Annotated in this window: 18 protein-coding genes; 9 read left to right on the forward strand and 9 right to left on the reverse strand. The window is 33.0% G+C overall.

All coding sequences use genetic code 11. The features are described 5' to 3' along the window. Positions 1-28: 28 nt before the first annotated feature. Positions 29-1,126: a 6-phosphofructokinase gene (locus tag V8G56_RS11320; RefSeq protein WP_395438565.1), complete on the forward strand. Its 1,098-nt coding sequence runs from the start codon at positions 29-31 to the stop codon at positions 1,124-1,126. 279 nt (positions 1,127-1,405) lie between these two features. Then, entirely contained in the window at positions 1,406-2,791 is a 1,386-nt protein-coding gene (locus V8G56_RS11325) for an MFS transporter (RefSeq protein WP_395438566.1), read from the forward strand. A 320-nt stretch (positions 2,792-3,111) separates the two neighbouring features. Here V8G56_RS11325 and V8G56_RS11330 read toward each other — a convergent pair whose 3' ends face one another. Together V8G56_RS11330 and V8G56_RS11335 are read right to left on the reverse strand one after the other, a co-directional pair. Further along, positions 3,112-4,425 carry a DEAD/DEAH box helicase gene (locus tag V8G56_RS11330; protein ID WP_395438567.1) on the reverse strand — a complete coding sequence of 438 codons (1,314 nt, stop codon included), beginning with the start codon at positions 4,423-4,425 and terminating at the stop codon, positions 3,112-3,114. A gap of 2 nt (positions 4,426-4,427) precedes the next feature. Continuing rightward, positions 4,428-5,771 (reverse strand): DEAD/DEAH box helicase, encoded by a 1,344-nt coding sequence (locus tag V8G56_RS11335; RefSeq protein ID WP_395438649.1) that lies wholly within the window; start codon positions 5,769-5,771, stop codon positions 4,428-4,430. Positions 5,772-5,921: 150 nt separating this feature from the next. Between V8G56_RS11335 and V8G56_RS11340 the strand changes: the two genes are divergently transcribed. From V8G56_RS11340 to V8G56_RS11350, 3 genes are all read left to right on the forward strand, one after another. Further along, a complete protein-coding gene (locus V8G56_RS11340) occupies positions 5,922-6,491 on the forward strand; it encodes a Crp/Fnr family transcriptional regulator (protein ID WP_395438568.1) in 570 nt (189 codons plus the stop codon). A 69-nt stretch (positions 6,492-6,560) separates the two neighbouring features. Next, positions 6,561-7,301 (forward strand): acyl-CoA desaturase, encoded by a 741-nt coding sequence (locus V8G56_RS11345; RefSeq protein WP_395438569.1) that lies wholly within the window; start codon positions 6,561-6,563, stop codon positions 7,299-7,301. Positions 7,302-7,517: 216 nt separating this feature from the next. Continuing rightward, positions 7,518-9,704 carry an amino acid permease gene (locus V8G56_RS11350; protein ID WP_395438570.1) on the forward strand — a complete coding sequence of 729 codons (2,187 nt, stop codon included), beginning with the start codon at positions 7,518-7,520 and terminating at the stop codon, positions 9,702-9,704. Positions 9,705-9,879: 175 nt separating this feature from the next. Here the strand turns inward: V8G56_RS11350 and V8G56_RS11355 are convergent, their stop codons facing one another. From V8G56_RS11355 to V8G56_RS11370, 4 genes are all read right to left on the reverse strand, one after another. After that, the gene (locus V8G56_RS11355) at positions 9,880-10,953 is read right to left on the reverse strand and encodes an ice-binding family protein (RefSeq protein ID WP_395438571.1); all 1,074 of its coding nucleotides are present in this window, start codon (positions 10,951-10,953) and stop codon (positions 9,880-9,882) included. Positions 10,954-11,198: 245 nt separating this feature from the next. Further along, the gene (locus V8G56_RS11360) at positions 11,199-11,390 is read right to left on the reverse strand and encodes a cold-shock protein (protein WP_395438650.1); all 192 of its coding nucleotides are present in this window, start codon (positions 11,388-11,390) and stop codon (positions 11,199-11,201) included. Positions 11,391-11,469: 79 nt separating this feature from the next. Continuing rightward, positions 11,470-12,432: a fatty acid desaturase family protein gene (locus tag V8G56_RS11365; RefSeq protein WP_395438572.1), complete on the reverse strand. Its 963-nt coding sequence runs from the start codon at positions 12,430-12,432 to the stop codon at positions 11,470-11,472. A 714-nt stretch (positions 12,433-13,146) separates the two neighbouring features. Then, the gene (locus V8G56_RS11370) at positions 13,147-13,773 is read right to left on the reverse strand and encodes a hypothetical protein (protein WP_395438573.1); all 627 of its coding nucleotides are present in this window, start codon (positions 13,771-13,773) and stop codon (positions 13,147-13,149) included. Positions 13,774-14,172: 399 nt separating this feature from the next. On the opposite strand from V8G56_RS11370, the gene V8G56_RS11375 reads away from it, so the two are divergent. From V8G56_RS11375 to V8G56_RS11390, 4 genes are read left to right on the forward strand one after another with little or no spacing between them, the layout of a single operon-like run. Then, positions 14,173-14,844 carry a TetR/AcrR family transcriptional regulator gene (locus V8G56_RS11375; protein ID WP_395438574.1) on the forward strand — a complete coding sequence of 224 codons (672 nt, stop codon included), beginning with the start codon at positions 14,173-14,175 and terminating at the stop codon, positions 14,842-14,844. Then, positions 14,844-16,514: a peptidase domain-containing ABC transporter gene (locus V8G56_RS11380; protein WP_395438575.1), complete on the forward strand. Its 1,671-nt coding sequence runs from the start codon at positions 14,844-14,846 to the stop codon at positions 16,512-16,514. The genes V8G56_RS11375 and V8G56_RS11380 overlap by 1 nt, the downstream gene beginning before the upstream one ends. 3 nt (positions 16,515-16,517) lie before the next feature. After that, positions 16,518-17,870, forward strand: coding sequence for an HlyD family secretion protein (locus tag V8G56_RS11385; protein WP_395438576.1), 1,353 nt, complete (start codon positions 16,518-16,520; stop codon positions 17,868-17,870). A 2-nt stretch (positions 17,871-17,872) separates the two neighbouring features. Further along, positions 17,873-19,273, forward strand: a complete 1,401-nt coding sequence (locus V8G56_RS11390; RefSeq protein WP_395438577.1) for a TolC family protein — start codon at positions 17,873-17,875, stop codon at positions 19,271-19,273. Positions 19,274-19,325: 52 nt separating this feature from the next. On the opposite strand, the gene V8G56_RS11395 is transcribed toward V8G56_RS11390, so the two are convergent. The 3 genes from V8G56_RS11395 to V8G56_RS11405 form a co-directional block, all read right to left on the reverse strand. Next, positions 19,326-21,647 carry a glycoside hydrolase family 3 C-terminal domain-containing protein gene (locus tag V8G56_RS11395; protein WP_395438578.1) on the reverse strand — a complete coding sequence of 774 codons (2,322 nt, stop codon included), beginning with the start codon at positions 21,645-21,647 and terminating at the stop codon, positions 19,326-19,328. 74 nt (positions 21,648-21,721) lie between these two features. Next, on the reverse strand, positions 21,722-22,288 hold the full coding sequence (locus tag V8G56_RS11400) for a Crp/Fnr family transcriptional regulator (protein WP_395438579.1): 567 nt from the start codon (positions 22,286-22,288) through the stop codon (positions 21,722-21,724). 23 nt (positions 22,289-22,311) lie between these two features. Continuing rightward, positions 22,312-22,995: a potassium channel family protein gene (locus V8G56_RS11405; protein WP_395438580.1), complete on the reverse strand. Its 684-nt coding sequence runs from the start codon at positions 22,993-22,995 to the stop codon at positions 22,312-22,314. Positions 22,996-23,003: the final 8 nt, after the last annotated feature.

A 23,003-nucleotide genomic window follows, 5' to 3' on the forward strand; every position in this document is an offset into this window, starting at 1 on the left:
ATTAAGATATAAAAACATATAATTAATAATGAAGAAAAAAGTATTAGTATTAACTGGAGGAGGTGATTGCCCAGGATTAAATGCAGTTATTAGAGGAATTGTGAAACGTGCTGCACGAACTGAAGACTGGGAAGTTATAGGAAGTATTCAATCATTTGACGGCGTTTTAAGGGAACCGACAGAAATAATTGAGTTAAGTGAAAAAAGAGTTTCAGGGATTCATTATCAAGGGGGTACCATATTAGGAACTACTAATAAAGGAGGGCCTCTTGCTTGGCCTGTAAAAGAAAATGACGGAACTTGGTCATTCATTGACCGATCTGAAGAAATGATTCGCAAACTAAAGCATATGGGTGTTAATGCTGTTATAAGTATTGGAGGCGATGGTTCTCAACGTATTTCTCAAGTGCTGTTTGAAAAAGGGCTAAATATTATTGGTGTTCCTAAAACTATAGACAATGATTTATCTGCAACTGATTATACTTTTGGATATCAAACGGCTGTTCAAATTGCAACCGAAGCAGTAGATCGACTTGTAACTACTGCCTCATCACATAATCGCGTAATTATACTTGAAGTAATGGGACGCGATGCAGGTTGGATTGCTTTAAGCTCAGCCATAGCTGGTGGTGCAGAGATTTGTTTAATTCCTGAAATTCCATATGATTTAAATAAAGTCTTAGATGTTATAAATAAACGTTTTGTAGATGGAAAAGGACATGTCATTATAGTTATTGCTGAAGGTGCAAAACCAATTGAAGGTTATGTTTTATCTCAAGAAAGTGATGAAGTTGGTAGAGCTAATTTAAAATTAGGTGGTGTGGCAAATAAACTATTGAAAGATTTAAAAGCTGCCGGTTGTGATGCCGATATGAGAGAAACTGTACTTGGCCATTTACAACGTGGTGGTGTTCCAATTGCGTTTGACCGTATTTTAGCGACTCAATTTGGAGTAAAAGCTATGGAATTAGCACTTGAAGGTGATTTTGGTAAAATGGTTGCGTATCAACATCCAAGCATTGTTGCTGTTCCGTTTTTAGAAGCAATCAGTAAATATAATATTGTAAAACCCGATTCATCTTTGGTGCATACTGCTCGAGGAATTGGAATGTATTTAGGAAATTAATTATACAAATTTTATAAAACATACTTTTTTTATACCTGAAATAAAGACACTCTTGAAACCGACTATCCTAAAGCAGAGCCATAGATATTTTGCCTCAGCTGGAACTGCGAAAAGGCAGTTCTAACCTCTCTCAAGTCGAGGTGAATTGGAAACCCCGTGGTAGAGCCATTTGAGAATTATTTAGATAAAAAAAGGACTATTTAAATATAGATGAATGAATAATCAGTTTATTAACAAATACCTATCTTATGCCATTATTATTAAATCAAAACAAAAAATATGTTTAATAGATTAAAAGGATTTACACGCGCATTTTGGACAGCAAATATTGTTGAACTTCTAGAAAGAGGAGCCTATTATGGTGTATTTATAGTTATTACACTTTATCTATCCCGAATCTTAGGGTTTACCGATGTAGAAGCTGGTTTAATATCTGGTGTTTTTTCAGGTGGTTTGTATTTACTACCAACGTTTACAGGCGCTTTGGCTGATAAAATTGGATTTAAAAATTCTTTATTAATTGCTTTCACTCTGTTAAGTTTAGGATATTTTGGCTTGGGTATATTACCAACCGCTCTTGAATCAATTGGGCTTGTAGACTATTCGGGTGATATTACATTTACTGGATTACTGGAATCAAGTCAAAGATGGGCTATAGTTCCGATAATGATTATCATCATGATTGGTGGTTCTTTTATTAAATCCGTTATCACTGGCACAGTTGCTAAAGAAACAACAGAGGAAAATAGAGCCCAAGGTTTCTCCATATTTTATATGATGGTAAATATTGGAGCCTTTTCAGGAAAAACAATTGTAAAACCTTTAAGAGATTCTATGGGAGACAAGGGGTTTGTTTATATAAATTACTTTTCAACTGCTATGACCCTTATAGCTTTGATAATGATTATTTTCTTTTATAAAAGTTCAAAACATCAGGGTGAAGGAAAAACCTTTAAAGAAATTTGGAGCGCTTTAATAAAGGTATTGTTTAATGGTAGATTAATAACCCTTATATTAATAATCACAGGATTTTGGATGGTGCAACATCAACTATACGCGACCATGCCAAAATACGTTCTTAGAATGGCTGGAGAAGGGGCTTCTCCTTCTTGGTATGCCAACGTGAACCCTTTAATAGTAGTGCTTACTGTTACTTTTGTAACAAGAATGATGGCCAGCAAAACACCGTTATTTTCTATGACAGTTGGTATGTTTATCATGCCGCTTTCTGCCATTGCCATGGCTTCAGGAAATTGGTTTAGTAGTGGTGATATTGATTTTGGTATAATAAGCATACACCCTATAGCCATTATGATGATTATTGGTATTGCACTACAAGCTTTAGCTGAATCTTTTATTTCACCTAGATACCTACAATTTTTCTCTATACAAGCTCCAAAAGGGGAAGAAGGATTATATCTTGGTTTTAGTCACTTGCATTCCTTCCTGTCATCTATTTTAGGTTTTGGATTATCGGGATATTTACTCTCAAAATACTGTCCTGAACCAAAATTATTTGAAACACGTGAAGCTTGGGAAATAGCATCTGTTAATGCTCATTATATTTGGTATTATTTTGCTGCAATTGCTTTAACAGCTGCAATTTCATTAATTATTTACGGAAAGGTGATTGATAGATTGGATGCAAAGGCTAACAAATTGTAATTTAAAATACTTGTTATATTAACTAAAAAACAATAAATATTTCTAACGAGTTATAGGGGCTAACACATAATGCTTCCCTCCTATGTAGTCGCATAAAAAGTATTTACGCGCTTCGCTCCTATTTGGGAAATTGTAACTTGTGAACAACAAGCAGTTTCATTAACATTATAGAGATATGTAGCGGCATCCTTTTTAAACGTTTTGAAACAGCATGGTGTTATACAATACACTTTAAACAAACAGATTGCTTCGTCGTGTCTCCTCGCAATGACGCTTAAGAAGATATAGCGAATAGTCCGACTCTTTGGTAATGCCCAAATTTATAAAATAGTGACGCGTACTTTTTTCTTTTTTAGTCGGGTATTGTTTAATGCTGCCACCAAACTGTTTGCTATGGTTACGGGTACGCCAACAAAGGCGCAATCTTGTTTTAACTCTATAGTTCCCAATTGATCTGGGTTGATGCCACCTAGTTTAAAAAACATACCAGCGATGTCGCCTTTAGAAATTTTATCTTTCCGCCCTCCAGAAATAAACAGGGTTTCCCAAAATTGTGGTTTATAGGGCGCTTTCTTAGAAATATTAATTCCATTAACTTTTTTAATAAATTCGGGCAATAATTCGTTTTCCCATTTTAATATATAAGCTGTTCCTTTTTCATTGACTCTAGCTGTTCTGCCATTTCTATGAATAAATTCTTCTTCATGTCGAGGTAATTCATAATGAATAATATATTTCATTTCTGGAATATCGATGCCTCTAGCAGCCAAATCGGTGGCTATTAATACTTGACAAGATCCGTTTCTAAATTTAATTAAAGACCGTTCTCTATCTTTTTGCTCCATGTTACCGGAAAAACAAGCATGGCTAATTTTATTTCGCTCTAAAAAGCGATCTACTTCATCTATGCTATCTCTTAAATTACAGAAAATAATTCCGGATTCATTACCAATATGCTGTAACAGTTCTAACAAGGTTTTTAATTTATTTTTTGAAGGAGCAACCACTGTTTTAATAGCTAATGTTGATGCGGCTTTTTCTTTTAAATAGTTTATAATATATGGCTTGTCTAATCTTACAAAACCAGGGATTTTAACACCTTGTGTGGCAGAGGTTAAAACACGCTTATTTATGCTAGGTAACTGACTTATAATACCTTTCATTTCTTCCTCAAAACCATCTTCTAAAGACTTGTCAAATTCATCTAATATAAGCGTTTTTATACTTGCTTTAGAAAACCGATCGTTACTAAAATGATCTAATATTCTACCGGGTGTGCCTATTAAAATGGCAGGCACGTGTTTGATTTCTATTTTATCTTTACTCATGGGGCGACCGCCATATACCGCATTGACTTTAAAACCCGTACCCATAGTGCGTGCTACTTGCTCTATTTGTATGGCTAGTTCACGCGATGGTACTAAAATTAAGGCTTGTACGTCGGGGTTTTCGGGGTCTAAGGCTTCTATTAAGGGTAGTAAAAAAGCCAGGGTTTTGCCGGTGCCTGTTGGCGACAGTAAAATGGTATTGGTTGTTTTTTCTATTACCGCAATAGCCTCCTCCTGCATAGGGTTTAAGGTATGGATATTTAATTTTGCTAAAATATCTTGTTGGTCTTTTATATCGTTTGCCATGGCTATTGGTTCTTTTTCTTCTTTTTAGGCTCAGGTGTCGTGGTCGTTCCAATCCTTGTTTGTGCCAAATAATTTGCTAATACTTTTTCAATCAGTTCTTCTTTTGTTAAATGATGAAATACCGTTCTTACTTTGGTTTTTAAGGCTTCAGAAACTGTATGATTAGGCTTGGTTTTAAATATTTTTTTTGCCCATAACAGGGTGTTGTTTTCTTCAATACTTTGGGTGTCTGCTTTTTTAAATAGTTTGAAAACGATGCCTAACTCCTTTTCGAAATCGGCAATGTCTGCGACTTCTTCTTGTTGTAATACAGTTAGCGAAAGTCCCTTTGCTCCTGCTCTGGCGGTGCGTCCGCTTCTGTGCACATAGGTATCATAGGTATCTGGCAAATGATAGTTTACCACATAGGCTATTTCTTTGACATCGATACCACGGGCCGCTAAATCGGTTGCCACTAATATATCTATATAGCCTTCTCTAAATTGCCCCATAATACGATCGCGAATGCCTTGTGTTAAACTCCCGTGAAGCGCACCGGACGAGAATTTATTAATGGCTAAGTTTTTTGCCAGTTTATTAACCGCTGCTTTGGTTTTACAGAAAATGATGCCCCTTTGGCCTTCTTTTGAATTTAAAAAGTGAAGCAACACTTCCAGTTTTTCGATAGGTTCTACCACCACATATTGGTGATCGATGCCTTGATGCCCAACAGTTTCCATATCTGCTTCGATATGTACCACATGTTTTGACATGTAATTTTGAATCAATTGTTTGATAGTTCCTGGCATGGTAGCCGTAAACAATAAAGTGCGACGTGTTTTTGGAATTTCTTTAATAATTATATCCAAACCTTCTTTTAAAGCACTTACCATTTCATCGGCTTCATCCAGCACTAAATAGTTGATGTTTTTGATGTTGATGGCGTTACGTTGCATTAAATCGATTAATCGACCTGGTGTTGCAACTACTATATGGATGTCATTTTTTAATTGCTCTATTTGAGGTTTTATAGGGATACCTCCACAAACGGATGCCATGGAAATAGCAGGACTATGAGAAGCAAATGCTGTTAAATTAGCAAATATTTGATGCCCCAGTTCTCTTGTTGGTGCTAGTATAACGGCTTGTATATTGTTGTTTTTAGTATCAATTAATTGTAACAAAGGCAATCCGAAAGCTGCCGTTTTACCGGTTCCTGTTTTTGCTAAAGCAACGACATCTTTTTTTTGCTTTAATACAACGGGGATGGTTTTTTCTTGAATATCTGTTGGAACAGAAATGTTTAATTCTACTAAACTTTGTTGTAATTGTTTATTAATTCCTAAATCGGAAAAAGCTTTTAACATGGCATTCATTTTTTGCAAAGATAATCTTATCATTTTTGGGAATTGGACAAATAGTCTATTTAAAAAATTGTTTTAAAAAGAATTTGACGCAATTTATTAAGTATCTATGAATTCTTATATTTGTCCACTCAATCACTATGCTTAAAAGATTTGCAACAAATAAAAGCTTACTTAGATCAAATAGCCACCATATCTAACTCAGATTGGGATTTTTTTACTTCAAAATTACAGCCACGTGTTATTCCGAAGAAGGCGATTTTTTTAAAATTCAATGATATAGAGAATTATATTTCTTTTATTGAATCTGGAGTTGTACGCTTATATATCCCAAAAGAAGACCCAGAAAAAGAAATCACTTTTGGCTTTAGTTTTAAAGACCAGTTTATAAGTGCTTACGATTCCTTCTTAACACAAACACCTTCAGCGTATCAATTACAAGCGCTTACAGAAACGTCCCTTTTAAGTATCACTTATGATGATTTACAAGAGGTGTATAACAAGACCCAAATTGGAAATCTTATTGGCAGATTGACCGCAGAACGGCTCTTTTTGTTAAAATCTAAGCGGGAACAAAATTTATTGAATCTTTCTGCAGAGGAACGCTATATGAAGTTGTTTAAAGAGCGTCCGGAACTGTTGAAGGTGATTCCATTAAAATACATCAGTTCTTATATTGGTGTGACTCCACAAGCTTTAAGCAGAATTAGAAAGCGTTTGTAATACTCAAATTTATTGATTTGGGTTCATTGTTTCGCTTGAAACATCAATTTACCTTTGCCAAAAAAAATTATGGTTATCATTCTTTTCGTTTTAGTGCTTTGGTATGGCGGCTTATTTTTCCAGTCTTTCTTTTTGCATCGTTATGCGGCACATCAGGTTTTTACCATGTCTAAAACTATGGAACGAATCACCTTTATCTTAACTTGGATTTTTCAAGGCTCAAGTTATTTAAGCGCATATGGTTATGGGATTATGCATCGCATGCATCATGCCTATACCGATACTGAAAAGGATCCGCATTCACCTTCTTACGATGCTAATTTATTTACGATGATGTGGAAAACAAAAACGATTTATCAGGATATAAATAAACAGCGTATTGAAATTGATCAGCGTTTTACCAAAAACGTTCCGCAATGGAAAGGATTTGATAATTTTGCGGGGTCTCGCTTTTCAAGATTACTTTGGATCACCATTTACGTTTTAGTCTTTGCTTTCTTTGCTACTGCCTGGTGGCAATGGTTATTATTACCAATAACGTTTTTAATGGCGCCTATTCATGGTGTGATTATTAACTGGTTTGGTCATATTTATGGCTATGTGAATTATAAAATGAAAAACACCAGTAAAAATCTCTTTCGTTTTGATTTTTTAATGATGGGTGAAGGCTATCATAACAATCATCACAGGCATGCCAGCAGAGCAAATTTTGGTGTAAAATGGTATGAGATTGATGTCACCTATGTGATTATTAAATTATTGAATGCCTTTGGTTTTATTCGGTTGAAAACAATTTCAGTTAAGGATTAATCATTTATTTTTTTTGATAGTAATTATGAATCTTTGCTTCCTAAGCAACATATTCATGTTTCCATCCTGTACTTACGTCAATAAAATTTCAAACATTCAATAATAGTAAATATTGAAATAGAAATCAGTATTTATTCTTCATTTAAATTGAATATACTACAGTTATAAAAAAGATTAGTTATATTCACTCCTCAAAATTAACTTTCCAAGTTTTCAATGGAAAAAATTCAAAAGTTCGGCACCTTTGCAGGTGTTTTCACCCCTTCATTACTTACCATTTTGGGCGTTATCATGTATATGCGTCTGGGTTGGGTTGTTGGTAATGCGGGATTAATTGGCACTATTGTCATTATCATCATCGCCCATATCATTTCAGTAACTACCGGATTGAGTATCTCATCAGTAGCAACGGATAAAAAAATTGGCGCAGGAGGTGTTTATTATGTGCTTTCACGCAGTATGGGAATTCCTATTGGAGGCTCAATTGGCATTGCCTTATACGTAGGCACAGCACTTTCCATTGCTTTATATTTAATTGGATTTGCAGAAAGTTTTAATGATTTCTTCAACTTTGGTATGACCATTAATGATTTTAGGATTACTGGAACCATAGCCTTGGTTGGCATTACCCTCTTGGCTTTAATAAGCACATCCATAGCCTTAAAAACACAATATATCATTTTAACGGCCATAGTGGTGTCCATTATTTCAATTGTGTTTGGAACAAGAGATTTTGCGCCTGAGACCGTTAGTATGGTGGCTACAAAAGATGCTGTGCCAATGGAAATTATATTTGCCGTATTTTTTCCTGCTGTTACTGGTTTTACTGCTGGTATAGCCATGAGTGGCGATTTAAAAGATCCTAAAACTTCCATTCCTAAAGGCACCTTATGGGCTATTGGTGTTGGGCTTATCGTTTATATTTTTCTGTCGGTTTTTATGGCCCTTACTATCAATTCAGAAACCTTAAAATCTGATTATAATATTTTAATGAAAATGGCTCTATTTTCACCTGCCGTTGTAGCCGGTATCTGGGGAGCTACCTTATCGTCTGCTTTGGGTGGTATTCTTGGTGGTCCAAGAATTTTACAAGCCATGTCAATGGATAAAGTAACACCAAAAGTGTTTTCAAAGGGAAAAGGACAAAATAATGAGCCTGTTAATGCCCTTATGTTGGTATTTATTATTGCTGAAGCCGGCATTTTAATAGGAGAATTAGATGTTATTGCCCGGGTAGTTTCTATGTTTTATCTTACAGCATATGGTTTTATAAATATTGCCTTTTTCTTAGAAAACTGGGCAAATCCTGATTTTCAACCCACCTTTAAAATTAAGCGTTGGATTGGCTTACTTGGTTTTTTTGCGTGTTTTGCTGTTATGTTTAAATTAGATATTTTTGCCATGATTGGTGCTTTGGCAATTATTGCCAGTTTGTACTTTTGGCTACAGCGAAAGGAAGTAAAAATTCAATCAAACGATGTGTGGCGAAGTGTTTGGGAAAATATTGTGAATAAAGGGTTAAAAAAAATCAATGCAAATACCGAAGTGCAATCCAGTTGGAATCCCAATATCATTTTGTTTAGTGGTCAAAGTGAACACCAATCTTATTTATTGGAATTAAGTAAAACAGTTTCGGGTCGCACGGGCATTGTTACCAATTTTAAACTCATTGTTGATGAAAACAATAATAAACCACTCAAAAAAACCGAACAGGTCGTTTCAGATGATGTTTTCTCTGACCTAGGCATCTTTGCAAGGCAAATGAAAGTGGACAATATTTATACTGGTATTAAAAATATTGCCACCACGTTTGGCTTTTCAGGAGTTGAACCCAATACCATCATGATGGGTTGGCCAAAAGGGTTGGAAGGCTCAAAGGAATATGCTGAAATGACGGAGACCTTACTGCATTTGGATTATAATTTATTATATCTGGATTTTGATAAAAAAACAAAATTTGGAAACTATAAAGCCGTCGATTTATGGTGGCGCGAAACAGATAGTAAAAATGCTGAAATGATGCTAAATATAGCGCGGTTTATCATTGCTTCCGCCCGTTGGCATGAAACCAACATCAGGGTACTATTTGTTAATAACAATAATGTTGATGATAAAATCATTCACAATAAAATAGATAAACTTGTTGAAGATTTGCGAGTTAATATAGAGATAAAAATTATAGATAATGCTGTACAGCAAATAGCATTTTATGACTTGATTAAGCAGTATTCAAGTACTACTGATTTAACTATTGTAGGTATTCCTAATTATAAAATTGAGCAGCAAGCAGAATTTATTGTTAAAACCAATCAGTTATTTGAAACCATTGGCTCTGCGCTTTTAGTAAAGGCGGCAAACAATTTTAATGTATTGGACTTGAATTTTATTCAAGAAAAATCTTAAAGCATATTGATAATATTATTCAAACATAATTTCTGGTTAATTAAAAAAGGACAACAAAGATTTAGCCTAAACCTATTCCAAATACTCAATTAGATAAGGAATCTTAGTTATAACAAACAAAAAAAGAGAGATATCCCATTTGGACATCTCTCTATTTTAAATATTATGTTATAATTTATTGTGGTTGTACCACTGTGTTTCCATCTAATATTACAGCCGTTTGTGCTAAGGCTCTACCATTAAAAGAGGCTCCTGTTTGAAAAGTTATCCCTGTCATTGACAAGATAATTCCTTCAAAATGTGAAGTTGTTCCAAATGTGGCCTCACCTGCTACCTGCCAGAAAATGTTGGATGCTTTAGCACCGCCTTCTAAGGTTATGTTTACTGCCGCACTCATTGTTAGATCTCCTGAAATCTGGAAAATCCAAACATCATCTGCTGTTCCTGAAATAGTTACATCAGTAGGTATGGTCACCGTATTGGTCCATTTATAAAGACCTGCACTTAATGTTTTGCCACCAATATTTCCTGTTCCCAATTCAAGGAAATCAGGTGAAAGACGTCCTGCCGCATTATTGTAAGCAGTAATCATATTTTGAACTGCTGTAGTTAAATTAATTGGGGTTGGTGACGCCATATCAGCTGCAAATAGTTGTCCGGTAACCTGTGCAGACGTTGCATAACCTGTAAAATCTGTTAAGGATAATCCAGTTATATATGAAGTAGCTGCTGGGCTTAATCCCATTTTACCTGTAATTGCAGAAGTTGGATTATTATTGATTGCTGTTTTTGCAAGAACTACATAGTTTCCTGCTGCCCCTAAATCCACAACTGCTAAACCAGCTACATTTGTATTTGTAGTAAAACTACGTTCCATATTGTTTGCCAGAGCAGTTCCTTCTAAATTTTTTGCTCCTGTAGTTATGGTCATTGTGTAGAGTGTTTCAGCTGCGAAAGCAGTTGACGAAATAAACTTTGCAGTGGTTCCTGAATATGAAACATTTCCTTCTATTGCAACTCCTGCTTTTTTTACTAAAAAAGTTGAAGCATTAATGGATGATGGATCCATTTCTTCACTAAAGTTTACAGAAACAACCTTATTTCTTGCAACGCCTATCTCATTATCTGCCGGATCTGATACAATTGCAGTTGGAGAAAGGTTTTTTACAACATCGTCATCATTTGAACATCCTGTAAATAAAACAACCGCTGCAATTGCAAAGGCTGGTAATAAATTTTTAATTTTCATGATTTGTAGGTATTAATTAGTGTGAGTAAATTATCACAGTCCAAAGGTAGAACTACATAAGCCAGCAAGGTTACATGAAAGCGTGATTAAGTTATATCATTCACATATAATAAAATGTAATGATTACCAGTATATAAAACCCTTTATGAAGAGATAGAAAAATTATAGAATTATTTCAAAAATTAATAAAAAAAAAACCATCAACTAAGATGGTTTTTTATAAATAATATTTTAGAATAAAATTATTAAGCCAAGCGTACGTTTATGGCGCTTAACCCTTTATCTCCTTTTTCTACTTCAAATGTTACCTGATCATTCTCTTTAATCTGGTCTATCAGATTAGTTGAATGCACAAAGATATCTTCATCAGAATCTTTTATGTTTATAAAACCAAATCCTTTGGTATTATTAAAAAATTTTACAGTACCTTCTTTCATGTTGTTTACTTTATTAGTGTTCATTAATTTATTTATAAATTGTTTTATCATTATTTCTGTTTTTATTTAAAATGAGTGCTTATCCCATAGCTGCTTCATGCTTTTTTCCTAAGGACCGAAGCATCTTTGTATGATCCCAAATGGCATGTACTAACGATTTTTTAACATGGTATGGCATACCATATTCTTTCGCAGTTTCTGAAACAATCTTTGTGAGCTCTTTATAGTGAACATGGCACACGTCTGGCAGTACATGATGTTCTATTTGATAATTTAGGCCGCCTATGAGCCAAAACAAAAGATTACTTTTCGGAGAAAAATTACTTGTCGTTGCGAATTGATGTCCATACCAATTATCGTTTATTAAACCTTGTTCATCAGGTAGCGGAAATTCATTAATCGGCATAATATGTGCGATCTGAAAAATGATGCTAACCAAAAGTCCTGTAACCAAATGCATGCTAATAAATGCCAATAAAATAATCCACCACGAAAAAGGGACCATTATCAAAGGCAGAAACAATGCATAAGAATAATAAAATAGTTTCCAAGCGATCATACTTATCAATGCTTTTTTATATTCATTTTTCTTGTCTAAAAAACCCATATCCCTATAGCGTTTCATGCGAACAAAATCTTTTGTGGTAATCCAGGATAAAGTTGATATCCCATAAAAGAACCAAATATAAATATGCTGAAATTGGTGCAACCAATAGTGTTTGGCATGAGGTGAGAATCGCAAGAAAAAAGGAGCGTTTAAATCATCGTCAGCATGATCAATATTCGTGTAAGTATGATGTAAGACATTGTGTTGTATTTTCCAAACAGTTGCATTAGCTCCAATAAGATTGAAGGTGTAACCCAATATTGTATTTATATTTTTATTTTTTGAATACGAGCCATGTATGGCGTCATGCATAACACCCATACCTATTCCTGCCATACCAAATCCGCTTAATATATACATAGAAAAAAGCGTCAAAACATTCGTGACTAAACCCGATGCCAGCAACATTAATGGGACAAAAAATAAGGCTAACATAATGATGGTCTTTACCACCATATTTCCATTAGCATTGCGACTTTTATTATGTGTTTTAAAATAGGTGTTTACCCTGCTTCTAAGCGCTTTTGAAAAGTCAGGATTTATATCTCTTGAAAATTTTGGATTATCGATGCTATTAATTTTTTATTGGATTACAGTTACTTTAAAAACAACCTATCAGATCAAATAAGAAACTATTACTTAATTTCTAAACTATCTAAGAATTGTATTAAAGACTTGCGACACATCCAAATCATAAATCTAGACCATGTCTATTAAAAAATGAAGAAAGCAAAGGATTGATTAAAATTGCAAGAAATTAAAAAAAGAGAAGCTGCCTTAATAATTAATGCTGTAAAAGTAGACTAAATTAACTTTAGTTTTTCCAAAATTGTGTTAAATAATTGATAATCAATTTTATATATTCATTTATGCATATAGAATTTCCTACGAAAAAACCCTTATAAAAGAGTTTAGTTACGCCCGCTTTTGCAATGTATGGGCAATCATAAAATTCAAACGGTTATATTATCATTACAGAAGAAACTTATGAAGTAAAATGTTTTTGTGAGACTATAATTTAAACTGTCTCTACTATGTAAACTGACATGGCAAAACACTTTACATAAGAGTACTATTTAAAATGCCATTAATAAATGGAACGAGTTGATATCAATAATAAGCACAGATAGAATGTTGTAATATTTGATATTACTGATCTAACAATACATTTTTTTCTAACTTAATGTCCTTTGTTGCCACGTACATATCACCATTTTTTTGCAACCTCAGTAGACTATTAATCATTCTGGATCTACATGCAAGTGTTAATTCAGGAATTAATGGATCATCATTAAAAAAGAAAGGATTAATATCATATTCAGGCTTACCAGGTTCTTTGATTACACGATGAATTTGTTTTAACTCTTTACTTCGCAAGAATTTACCAGGCATGAATGTGTAGAATGTATATTTTCCATCAGAATCCGTTTTTATCCAAGCTCTGTGATGGACATAACGTTTGCGACTGCTATCTCTTTTCATTTGAAAATTTCCATCTTCATCAGGTTGATAAATAAATAGGACCACATCTCTCGCTGGTGTTACACCATCATTTTGATAAATGGTTCCAGTAATCATGAGTTTATTTGGTTTTATGTCAAAATCTGGAATTGTATCTATGTTGTTTAGTTGATGTTCTGAATAATCATAGACAGGACTGCGTTTTTTGTAGTTAATTTGATCTACTCCTGAGGCATCTGCTGTTTCTTGCGCAGAAATGGAATTGAAAGCACCAATAAAACAAAAGAAACAAATGAGGGACATTAGTTTTTTCATAGGGATAATGATTAATTAATTATTTCAAAACTAAACTATTGGTGTGATTTAACAATTAAAAATCTTATAAACTCTAAAAATTTTCGTTAAACAGATATTAATTTCAAAAACCTTCGATGAAATGAGCACTTTTATTTAGAATGTATCCTTCTTTATAAAATTGAACAAAACCATCTTCATTTTTCCATGTCCAATCAATTTTATTTCTGATGTATTATGATTTATTATAAATTGCTTTATGTCTATTTAATCAACAATTAATTATTGGATAGCTAAGGCATTTTCTTTTCATTTTAAGCAATAAATAAAACTTATGGCATACTATAAAAAAACAATAGTGATTATTTCATAATTAATAGTATTACTATTATATTTACACATTATATACATTAAATTAATATGACCCATTTATTATCCAACATCAAGATTGCAGTTCCTGAAAAAATTTATATCAAAGATCCGGAAACGTCTCAATTAGGAAAAAACATTATAGAACAAAGTATTATTTTAATCAATGAAGAGGGCTTTGACAATTTTAATTTTAAAAAACTAGGGGTCGTTATAGGTTCGAACGAAAGTTCCATTTATCGTTATTTTGAAAACAAGCACAAGCTTCTACTATATTTGACCTCATGGTATTGGGCTTGGATTGAATATCAATTAGTTTTTGAAACTTATAACCTTCCCACTGAAATAGAAAAACTTACTAAAGCCATTGAAGTAGTTACCAGATCTATAAAAGAAGATTCCAATTATTCTCATATTAACGAAACCATATTGAATAGGATTATTATTAATGAAAATTCAAAATCATTTCTAACCAAAGAAGTAGATCAAGAAAATAAAGAAGGATTCTTTATCGTTTACAAACGCATTGTACACCGATTAAGAGAAATGATTTTAGCAGTAAATTCGAACTATAAATTCGCCACAAGCCTAGCAAGTACAATTATTGAAGCTAGTTTGCATCAGCACTTTTTGAAAGATCACTTTTCTTCCATTACAGATTGTAATAGTAATGAAGATCCAACTGAATTTTTATCTAGTTTAACACTTAATTTATTAAAATAATGGAAATAGAAGCTCAAAAAACACCTTGGAAACGCTTATTGGGATTATTAGAGTTGGAAAGAAAAGATATTTTACAAATATTTTACTATGCCATATTCTCCGGGCTCGTTTCATTATCATTACCTCTTGGTATTCAGGCTATTATTAATCTAATTCAAGGAGCTCAAATATCAACCTCATGGATCGTTTTGGTGATCCTTGTTACTGTTGGGGTTATTTTTTCAGGAACGCTACAGTTGATGCAATTAAGAATCATTGAAACCATACAACAACGTATTTTCACAAGAGCTTCGTTTGAATTGAGTTATCGTTTTCCAAAGATAAAAATGAAAGAGTTGCGAGATTATTATCCACCAGAATTGGCCAATAGGTTTTTTGATACATTAACTATTCAAAAAGGATTGTCTAAAATTTTAATAGATGTTCCTTCAGCCGTTTTACAAATCATATTCGCGTTAATATTATTATCATTTTATCATCCATTTTTTATCATTTTTGGTATTCTATTACTGCTACTAATTTATGTAGTATTTAAATATACCGCACAGAAAGGATTACGAACAAGTTTAGAAGAATCAAAATATAAATACAAAGTTGCTCATTGGATACAAGAAATTGCTAGATCCGTTGTTAGTTTCAAACTTTCGGGAAATACGAACTTAGCTATTACTAAAAATGATGATTTAGTAAGTAAATATTTAGTTGCCAGAGAAAAGCATTTTAGAATACTTATGATTCAGTTTGTTAAAATGATAGGATTTAAAGTTATAGTAACTGCAAGTTTACTAGTTATTGGTGGAACACTCGTTTTAAATCAGAGAATGAACATTGGTCAGTTTGTTGCAGCCGAAATTATCATATTACTTGTAATAGCCTCTGTTGAAAAGCTTATTATTGGTTTAGAGTCTTTTTATGATGTTTTAACTTCATTAGAAAAACTAGGACAGGTTGTTGACAAAGAACTGGAAGTACAAGAAGGAGAAACACCTGAATATAAAGATGGTTTGACTTTAGAATTTGATAAGGTTTCTTATAAGGTTTTAAACAAAGAAAATCCTATTTTACAGGATATTTCATTTAAAATTCTACCAAAAAGTCGTGTTTTAATTAGCGGAGAAAGTGGCTCAGGTAAGTCAACTTTATTACAGCTTATTTCTGGGGTAATTGAGCCGACTTCAGGACATATATTTGTAGACCAGCTCTCATTAAATAGTTTGCAATTAAATCATTACAGGTCTCAACTAGGTTTATCTGTTTCAGAGGAAAGTCCTTTTGAAGGCTCAATAAAGGAAAACTTGACTTTTGGAAACGAGTCAATTTCTGATGAATTTATTTTTAAGATTCTACATGTTGTAGGTTTAGCGCAATTTATAAAAGAACAGCCTCAAGGATTAAAAACCATTTTACATCCAGAAGGGAAGCAAATTTCTTACACCGTTGCAAAAAAATTAATACTGGCCAGAGCTATTTTAAAGCAACCAAAAGTATTGATTCTTGAAGATGCATTAGATCAGTTTAATTTAGAAGAAACCAATTCAATTATTGATTACTTAACCAGTAATAACCACGCCTGGACCTTAATAGTAGTAAGCACTAATGAGCGATGGAAAGAACAATGTAATCAGAATATTACGTTGGAAAACGGACGTATAAAAACCTTAAAACTATAAGTTATGCTGAATATATCTCATAACCAATTAAATAAAACAGTTGATTTAACCAGATTTAAGTCAGGTGCAATTATTTTTGATAAAAAATATTATAAGCAGTTTAACAAACTCTTATTAGTCTTCGCTATCGTTGTTTTAATAGTACTTTTTCTGCCATGGACACAGAACATTACGGGTCAGGGAAAAGTGACAACCTTAAAGCCCAATCAAAGGCCACAGACTATTCAATCACAAATTCCAGGTCGTATAGAACAATGGTTTGTGCAAGAAGGTGATTATGTCAAGAAGGGAGATACTATTTTAAGAATTTCAGAGGTTAAAAGTGAGTATTTTGATGATAAATTAGTAGAGCGCACTAATGATCAAAGGGCAGCAAAAGCATCATCAGTTGTCGCATATGGTGGAAAAGTAGAAGCATTAAATAGACAAATACAGGCTTTAAATAATGAACAACAGTTGAAACTTAAACAAGCCAAAAACAAACTGTTACAGGCTCATTTAAAAGTGAAAAGTGATAGCATCGATTTTGAAGCTGCAAAAACCAATATAGAAATTGCTAAACGTCAATTTAATCGAATAGAAACGCTTCAAAATGAAGGATTGAAAGCCATGAAAGACGTTGAAGAAAAACGTTTAAAACTTCAAGAAACACAAGCTAAATTGATATCTCAAGAAAACAAACTGTTAGCTAGTATTAATGAAATTATCAATGCCGAAGTAGAAATCTCAAGAATTAATGCCTCATATATTGATAAAATATCAAAAGCACAGAGTGATATGTTTACTGCGCAATCGAGTCAATTTGATGCAGAAGCTCAAGTAAGTAAACTTGAAAATAATTATACAAATTATAAAATAAGAAATAGTTTGTTATATATAACAGCACCTCAAAATGGATATATAAATAAAGCAATAATTGGCGGAATTGGTGAAGCGTTTAAAGAAGGAGAAGAATTAGTCAGTATCATGCCTGAGTACTATGATTTAGCTATTGATACCTATGTTAGACCTATAGATTTACCTTTAATTCATCTGAATGAAAAAGTACGTGTACAGTTTGACGGTTGGCCTGCTATTGTATTCAGTGGTTGGCCTAATGTGTCCTATGGTACCTATGGTGCAAAAGTTGTTGCCATTGAAAACTTTATTAGTGATAATGGCAAATATCGTCTGCTGCTTGCTCCTGACTTAGATGATCACCCATGGCCAACGGCAATCAGAGTCGGTTCTGGTGCAAAGACTATTGCTTTGTTAGAAGATGTTCCGATTTGGTTTGAACTATGGAGGCAAATTAACAGCTTCCCTCCTAACTTTTATCAACCTAATAAAATTGAGAAAACCTCTGATAAAAAGTAATGATGAAAAAAAACTTAATCCTGTTTCTGTTTTTAATTTGCGCTACAGGTAATGCTCAAGACAGGCCTTCAGAAATAATGCCCTTAATTGAATATTTAGGTTATGTTAAAGCATTTCATCCCGTAGTTAAGCAAGCTAATTTAATTATTACTGAAAGTGAGGCTAAGCTATTAAAAGAACGCGGTGCTTTTGACCCAAAAATAGAAATTGACCGCGTTCAAAAGAATTTTAAAAGCACGGACTATTATGATAAACTTAATGCAACATTTAAAATACCCACTTGGTATGGCATTGAATTTAAAGGGAATTTTGAGGAAAATGAGGGGTTTTATTTAAATCCGGAATCTGTAGTTCCCGAGGATGGTTTATATAGTGTTGGTGTTTCGGTATCTGTTGCCCAAAATTTACTCATTAATAAAAGAATGGCCATGCTAAAACAGGCCAAATTATACGTAAGGCAAGCTCAGGCAGACAGAACTTTAGCCGTCAATGATATTTTGTTTAATGCAACAACTACCTACTTTAATTGGTTAAAAGCATTTAGGGAAAAACAAGTTTTTGAAGATTTTTTACAAAATGCCGATATGCGATTTAAGGGCATAAAAAAAAGCTATGAAGTTGGAGAAAATCCAGCTATAGATACTTTAGAAGCACGTATAACATTAAATACCCGAAAACTTGAATTAGAAAAAGCCAGAATAAATTACATTAAATCTTCCTTAGAGCTATCTAATTTTTTATGGTTGAACGACAATACGCCTATTGAAATTAAGGAAAATATTATACCAGACACCAACACGGTTAATAATTTTGACACTTATTATCAGCCTTTAGCTTCTGATTTTGAAACCTTTGATTTTGAAGATCATCCGAAGCTTCAATCACTTGATTATAAATATAAAAGTTTGGTCATTGAAAAACGCTTAAAATTAAATCAGTTATTACCTAAGATAGATTTACAATATAATTTTTTATCACAAACCCCTGAAATAGCGAGATCTTTTAGTTCATCTGCCTATAAAGCTGGTTTTAATATTAGTATACCTTTGTTTTTGAGAAAAGAACGTGGTGACTTGAACTTAGCGAAGATCAAAATTCAAAATACTGAATTTGAAATACAATCAACTAAGGTTTCCTTAAAAAACAAAATTGACGGGATTTATCAAGAATTAGATTCTTATCAATCTCAGAATGCCTTTACAGATGTTATTGTAAGTGATTATGAAACTTTATTAGTGGCGGAAGAGCGAAAGTTTTTCCTTGGAGAAAGCTCTCTGTTCTTAGTTAATTCCCGAGAGTCAAAATTAATTGATGCTAAATTAAAAGCTATCTCTATTGAAAATAGCTTTTTAATAACTAAAGCGAACCTTTTAAATATATTATCTGTCAATACCATAGAATAAAAAAGGGCTAGATTATAACAATCTAACCCTTTATAAAATTAATTGCTATTAATTAATTTCTGGATAATTCATTAATGTCAACTTGCGGACTTAAAAGTTGTTCTGTAGTTTTAATAGTTCGAGCTTCTAAAGTGATCTCTTTATTTAATTCAATTTGTTTTGAACTACTGGCCAAAATAAAATTATATAAACCTGAATCCAGTTTCCACGAATGTGATTTGGTGTCATAATAACCCAATTCATTCACATTTGTTTTAATCACAATTTGTTGTGAGTCTCCAGGATTAAGAAGTTTAGTTTTAGTAAATCCTTTTAATTCTTTTACAGGCTTTTCAATAGCACCTAAAGCGCTTTTTACATATAATTGGACCACTTCTTTTCCAGAAGCTTTTCCTGTGTTTTTAATATCACAAGAAATAGTGAAATCGTCACCATCTTGAAGTATATTCAAATTAGAATATTCAAAAGTTGTATATGATAAACCAAATCCAAACGGATAAGAAACATCTACATTAAATGCATCGAAATAGCGATAGCCTACGTAAATTCCCTCTTCATAAATCTCTTCTGATGGAACGCCATAAATAGGATTCACAGGCTTTTCGTTTGAGTCAAGAACTCTACCAGGAAAATTTTTTGTCGAAGCTACATCCGCTATTTGAATTGGAAAAGTTTGTGCCAATTTACCCGAAGGTGTTACTTTGCCTAAAATTAAATCTGCAACAGCATTGCCTGCTTCTTGTCCAGATAACCATGTTAATAAAATAGCATCAGCATGGTTTACCCAACTTTTCGTTTCAATAACAGAACCTATATTTAGTAATACAATGAATTTTTTATTTTGAGCATGAAAGACTTCACTTATATTTTTTATGACATTTAATTCATCTTGAGTTAAAACAAAATCACCCTCAATTTTTCTATCCTGAACTTCTCCAGAAGTTCTTCCTAGTGTAAAAACAGCAATATCATTATTTTTCGCTATTTTTTCCAAGTAATTAATATCCCACAATTTTTCTTGAACTAAAACATCCATTTCAAGGAAATTTTTTTTTGGTGGTATTTTCGCCTTTTCTATTTTTAAAAAGGTCTCATAATCAGAAATTAATTTAGAGTCTAATTTAAAAGCCATATTTGTTAACCCTTCTTTAATTGAGACCATATAGGCTTTGTTAACGTCACCACTACCCGTTCCTCCGGCTATAGTTTCATAAGATGAATTTCCAAATAATGCAATTTTAGTATCATTAGTAAGTGGAAGTACTTCCTTATTTTTTAATAACACCATACTTTCTGCAGCAGCTTTACGTGCAACAATTTTATTAACTTCAAAATCTGGAGCATTTGAACTTATTTTATTATTGAATGATAAAGTTTTTTGATATTGTCTCATTATATATTTAATGTTTCTATCGAGAATACTTTCATCCAATATTCCCGATTTTACGGCTTCCACAATAGCGCTTGCTTGATCTTTTCTTCCAGGCATTAGTAGGTCATTTCCAGCTTTCATTTGGGCTACGGCATCTTTACCCGCCATCCAGTCTGTCATTACAAAACCCTCAAAACCCCATTCATCTCTTAATATTTTGGTTAACAAATCTTTGTTTTCTGAAGCGTACACCCCATTAATTTTATTATATGAAGACATTACAGACCAAGGTTGGCTTTCTTTGATTGCAATTTCAAAGCCTTTGAGATATATTTCTCTTAAAGCACGCTCACTTACAACAGTATTCAATTGAAGTCGATTTGTCTCGGAATTATTAGCGGCAAAATGTTTTATTGTAGCCCCAACACCTTCAGCTTGAATGCCATTTACAAAACCTGCCGTAAGTTTTCCTGCGAGTACAGGATCTTCTGAATAATATTCAAAATTTCTTCCTCCCAAAGGATTACGATGAATGTTTAAGGCTGGCCCCAATAAAAAATCAACACCATAAGCCTTAGCTTCATTACCAAAAGCATGCCCAACTTCATTTAAGATTTCTATATCCCATGACGATGCTAAGCTTGATGCTGTAGGAAAAGCTGTAGCATAGAATGTTTGATTTAATAGGCTATCTCTCTTAGGATCAATTCGGATTCCTGCAGGACCATCAGCAAAAATAACTGCAGGGAAATCAAACTTTTTAAGTGTATAACTTGTACCGGCAGCACCAGGAACGACATCAATCGTTGGTCCTACAATATCCGCTGGCCCATTTTCCTTTGAGGACAATCCAGGAAAATTCATTCCAGTTCCAATAATTAAGAATGATTTTTCTTCAAGAGATAGTTGATCTAAAATTTGATTGATTTTTTCATCAGTATTTGTTTGAGCTATTATTTGTGCCGTAAATACTATAAACAGAATTACAATAATGTGTTTCATTAAGTTGAATTTTTAGTTTCACCAAAGTTCCAACTTAACTTTTACGATACATTTGACATATGTCAAAAAGCACTTTATTTTTTTGAACGAATTCTACTTAAGGTTTCTTGGGTGATTCCAAGAAAAGAAGCTATATGTTGTAATGGTACCCTATTGAGTATTTCTGGTTGCATTTTAAGAAGAGAATCATACCGTTGTTTGGCAGTTTCAAACTGAATGGAATCCATTCGCTTTTGTGATAAAACCAAAGAACGAGAAATCCATTCAATCATCAGATTGGCAATTTCTAAATTTACTTTTCTGAGCTTATCCAAGCCCACTTTTGATAACTGAATAATCTCAGAGTCTTCAATTGCTTCAATAATTAAATGGCTAGGAGAACTTTCAAAATAACTCGTGATAGAGAAAAAGAAGTGCTTGTCATTAGTTAACCATTCTGTAACTTCTTTACCATCTTTAAAATAAAAGATTCTTATAAACCCTTTATTTACATAATAAATATGTCTACAAACATCCCCATGTTTTAAAAGTAACTCCTCTTTACTTAAGTTTTTAATAGAAATATAGGGTTCTAATTGTGATTTTGTATTCTCACTTAGAGGACTATACTTGCTTAAAATATTAAGGTATTCTGTAAACATAATATACTTTTATAAAAAGATAATTACCCTTTTAAAAATCGTTTGATATCCTTATTTGAACCGTAAACTACTAAAATATCATTTTTATTCAAGATATTGTTCGGAGACGCGACACCTTCAACTTTATTGATATTTCGGCTTTTTCCTATTAAGCTCTTTTCTTCTCTATTTGATATGGTTGTAAGAACCAATAATCCGTAATTTTCTCTAACACCTATTTCTTTAATAGTTTTTCCATCATATTTAGGAGGTAAATTAACTTCCACAATGCTAAAATCATCTCCAAGTTCAAAAGAATCAACCACGCCTTTTAAGCAAAGCTTTTTAGCCCAACGCTCAGCGGATTCTTCTTCAGGATGTACTATTTCATCTACTCCAATCGCATAGAGCACTTTTTCATGCAGTGGTTCAATAGCTCTGCTTATCAAGCGTTTTACTTGAAAATTCTTAAATAAAGCCGTTGCCATTACATTGGCGCCTTTGTTTTCTCCAATGGCTATGACCACCATGTCAGTATCCTTTAAGGGTAGACCAGAAACCGTAAATTCATCAGTAGCGTCCATACAAATGGTATGTGAAATTTTCTCCTTATAATTTTCAACCCGGTTCATGTCGGTATCAATTCCTATTACTTCATTACCCTGCTCTGTGAGCTTTTTTGCTAATGACGCTCCAAAATTTCCTAGTCCTACAACAATATATTTCATAGTTTCAA

Origin of the sequence: Gaetbulibacter aquiaggeris, assembly GCF_044003965.1 — a bacterium.
Classification (GTDB): Bacteria; Bacteroidota; Bacteroidia; order Flavobacteriales; family Flavobacteriaceae; genus Yeosuana; species Yeosuana aquiaggeris.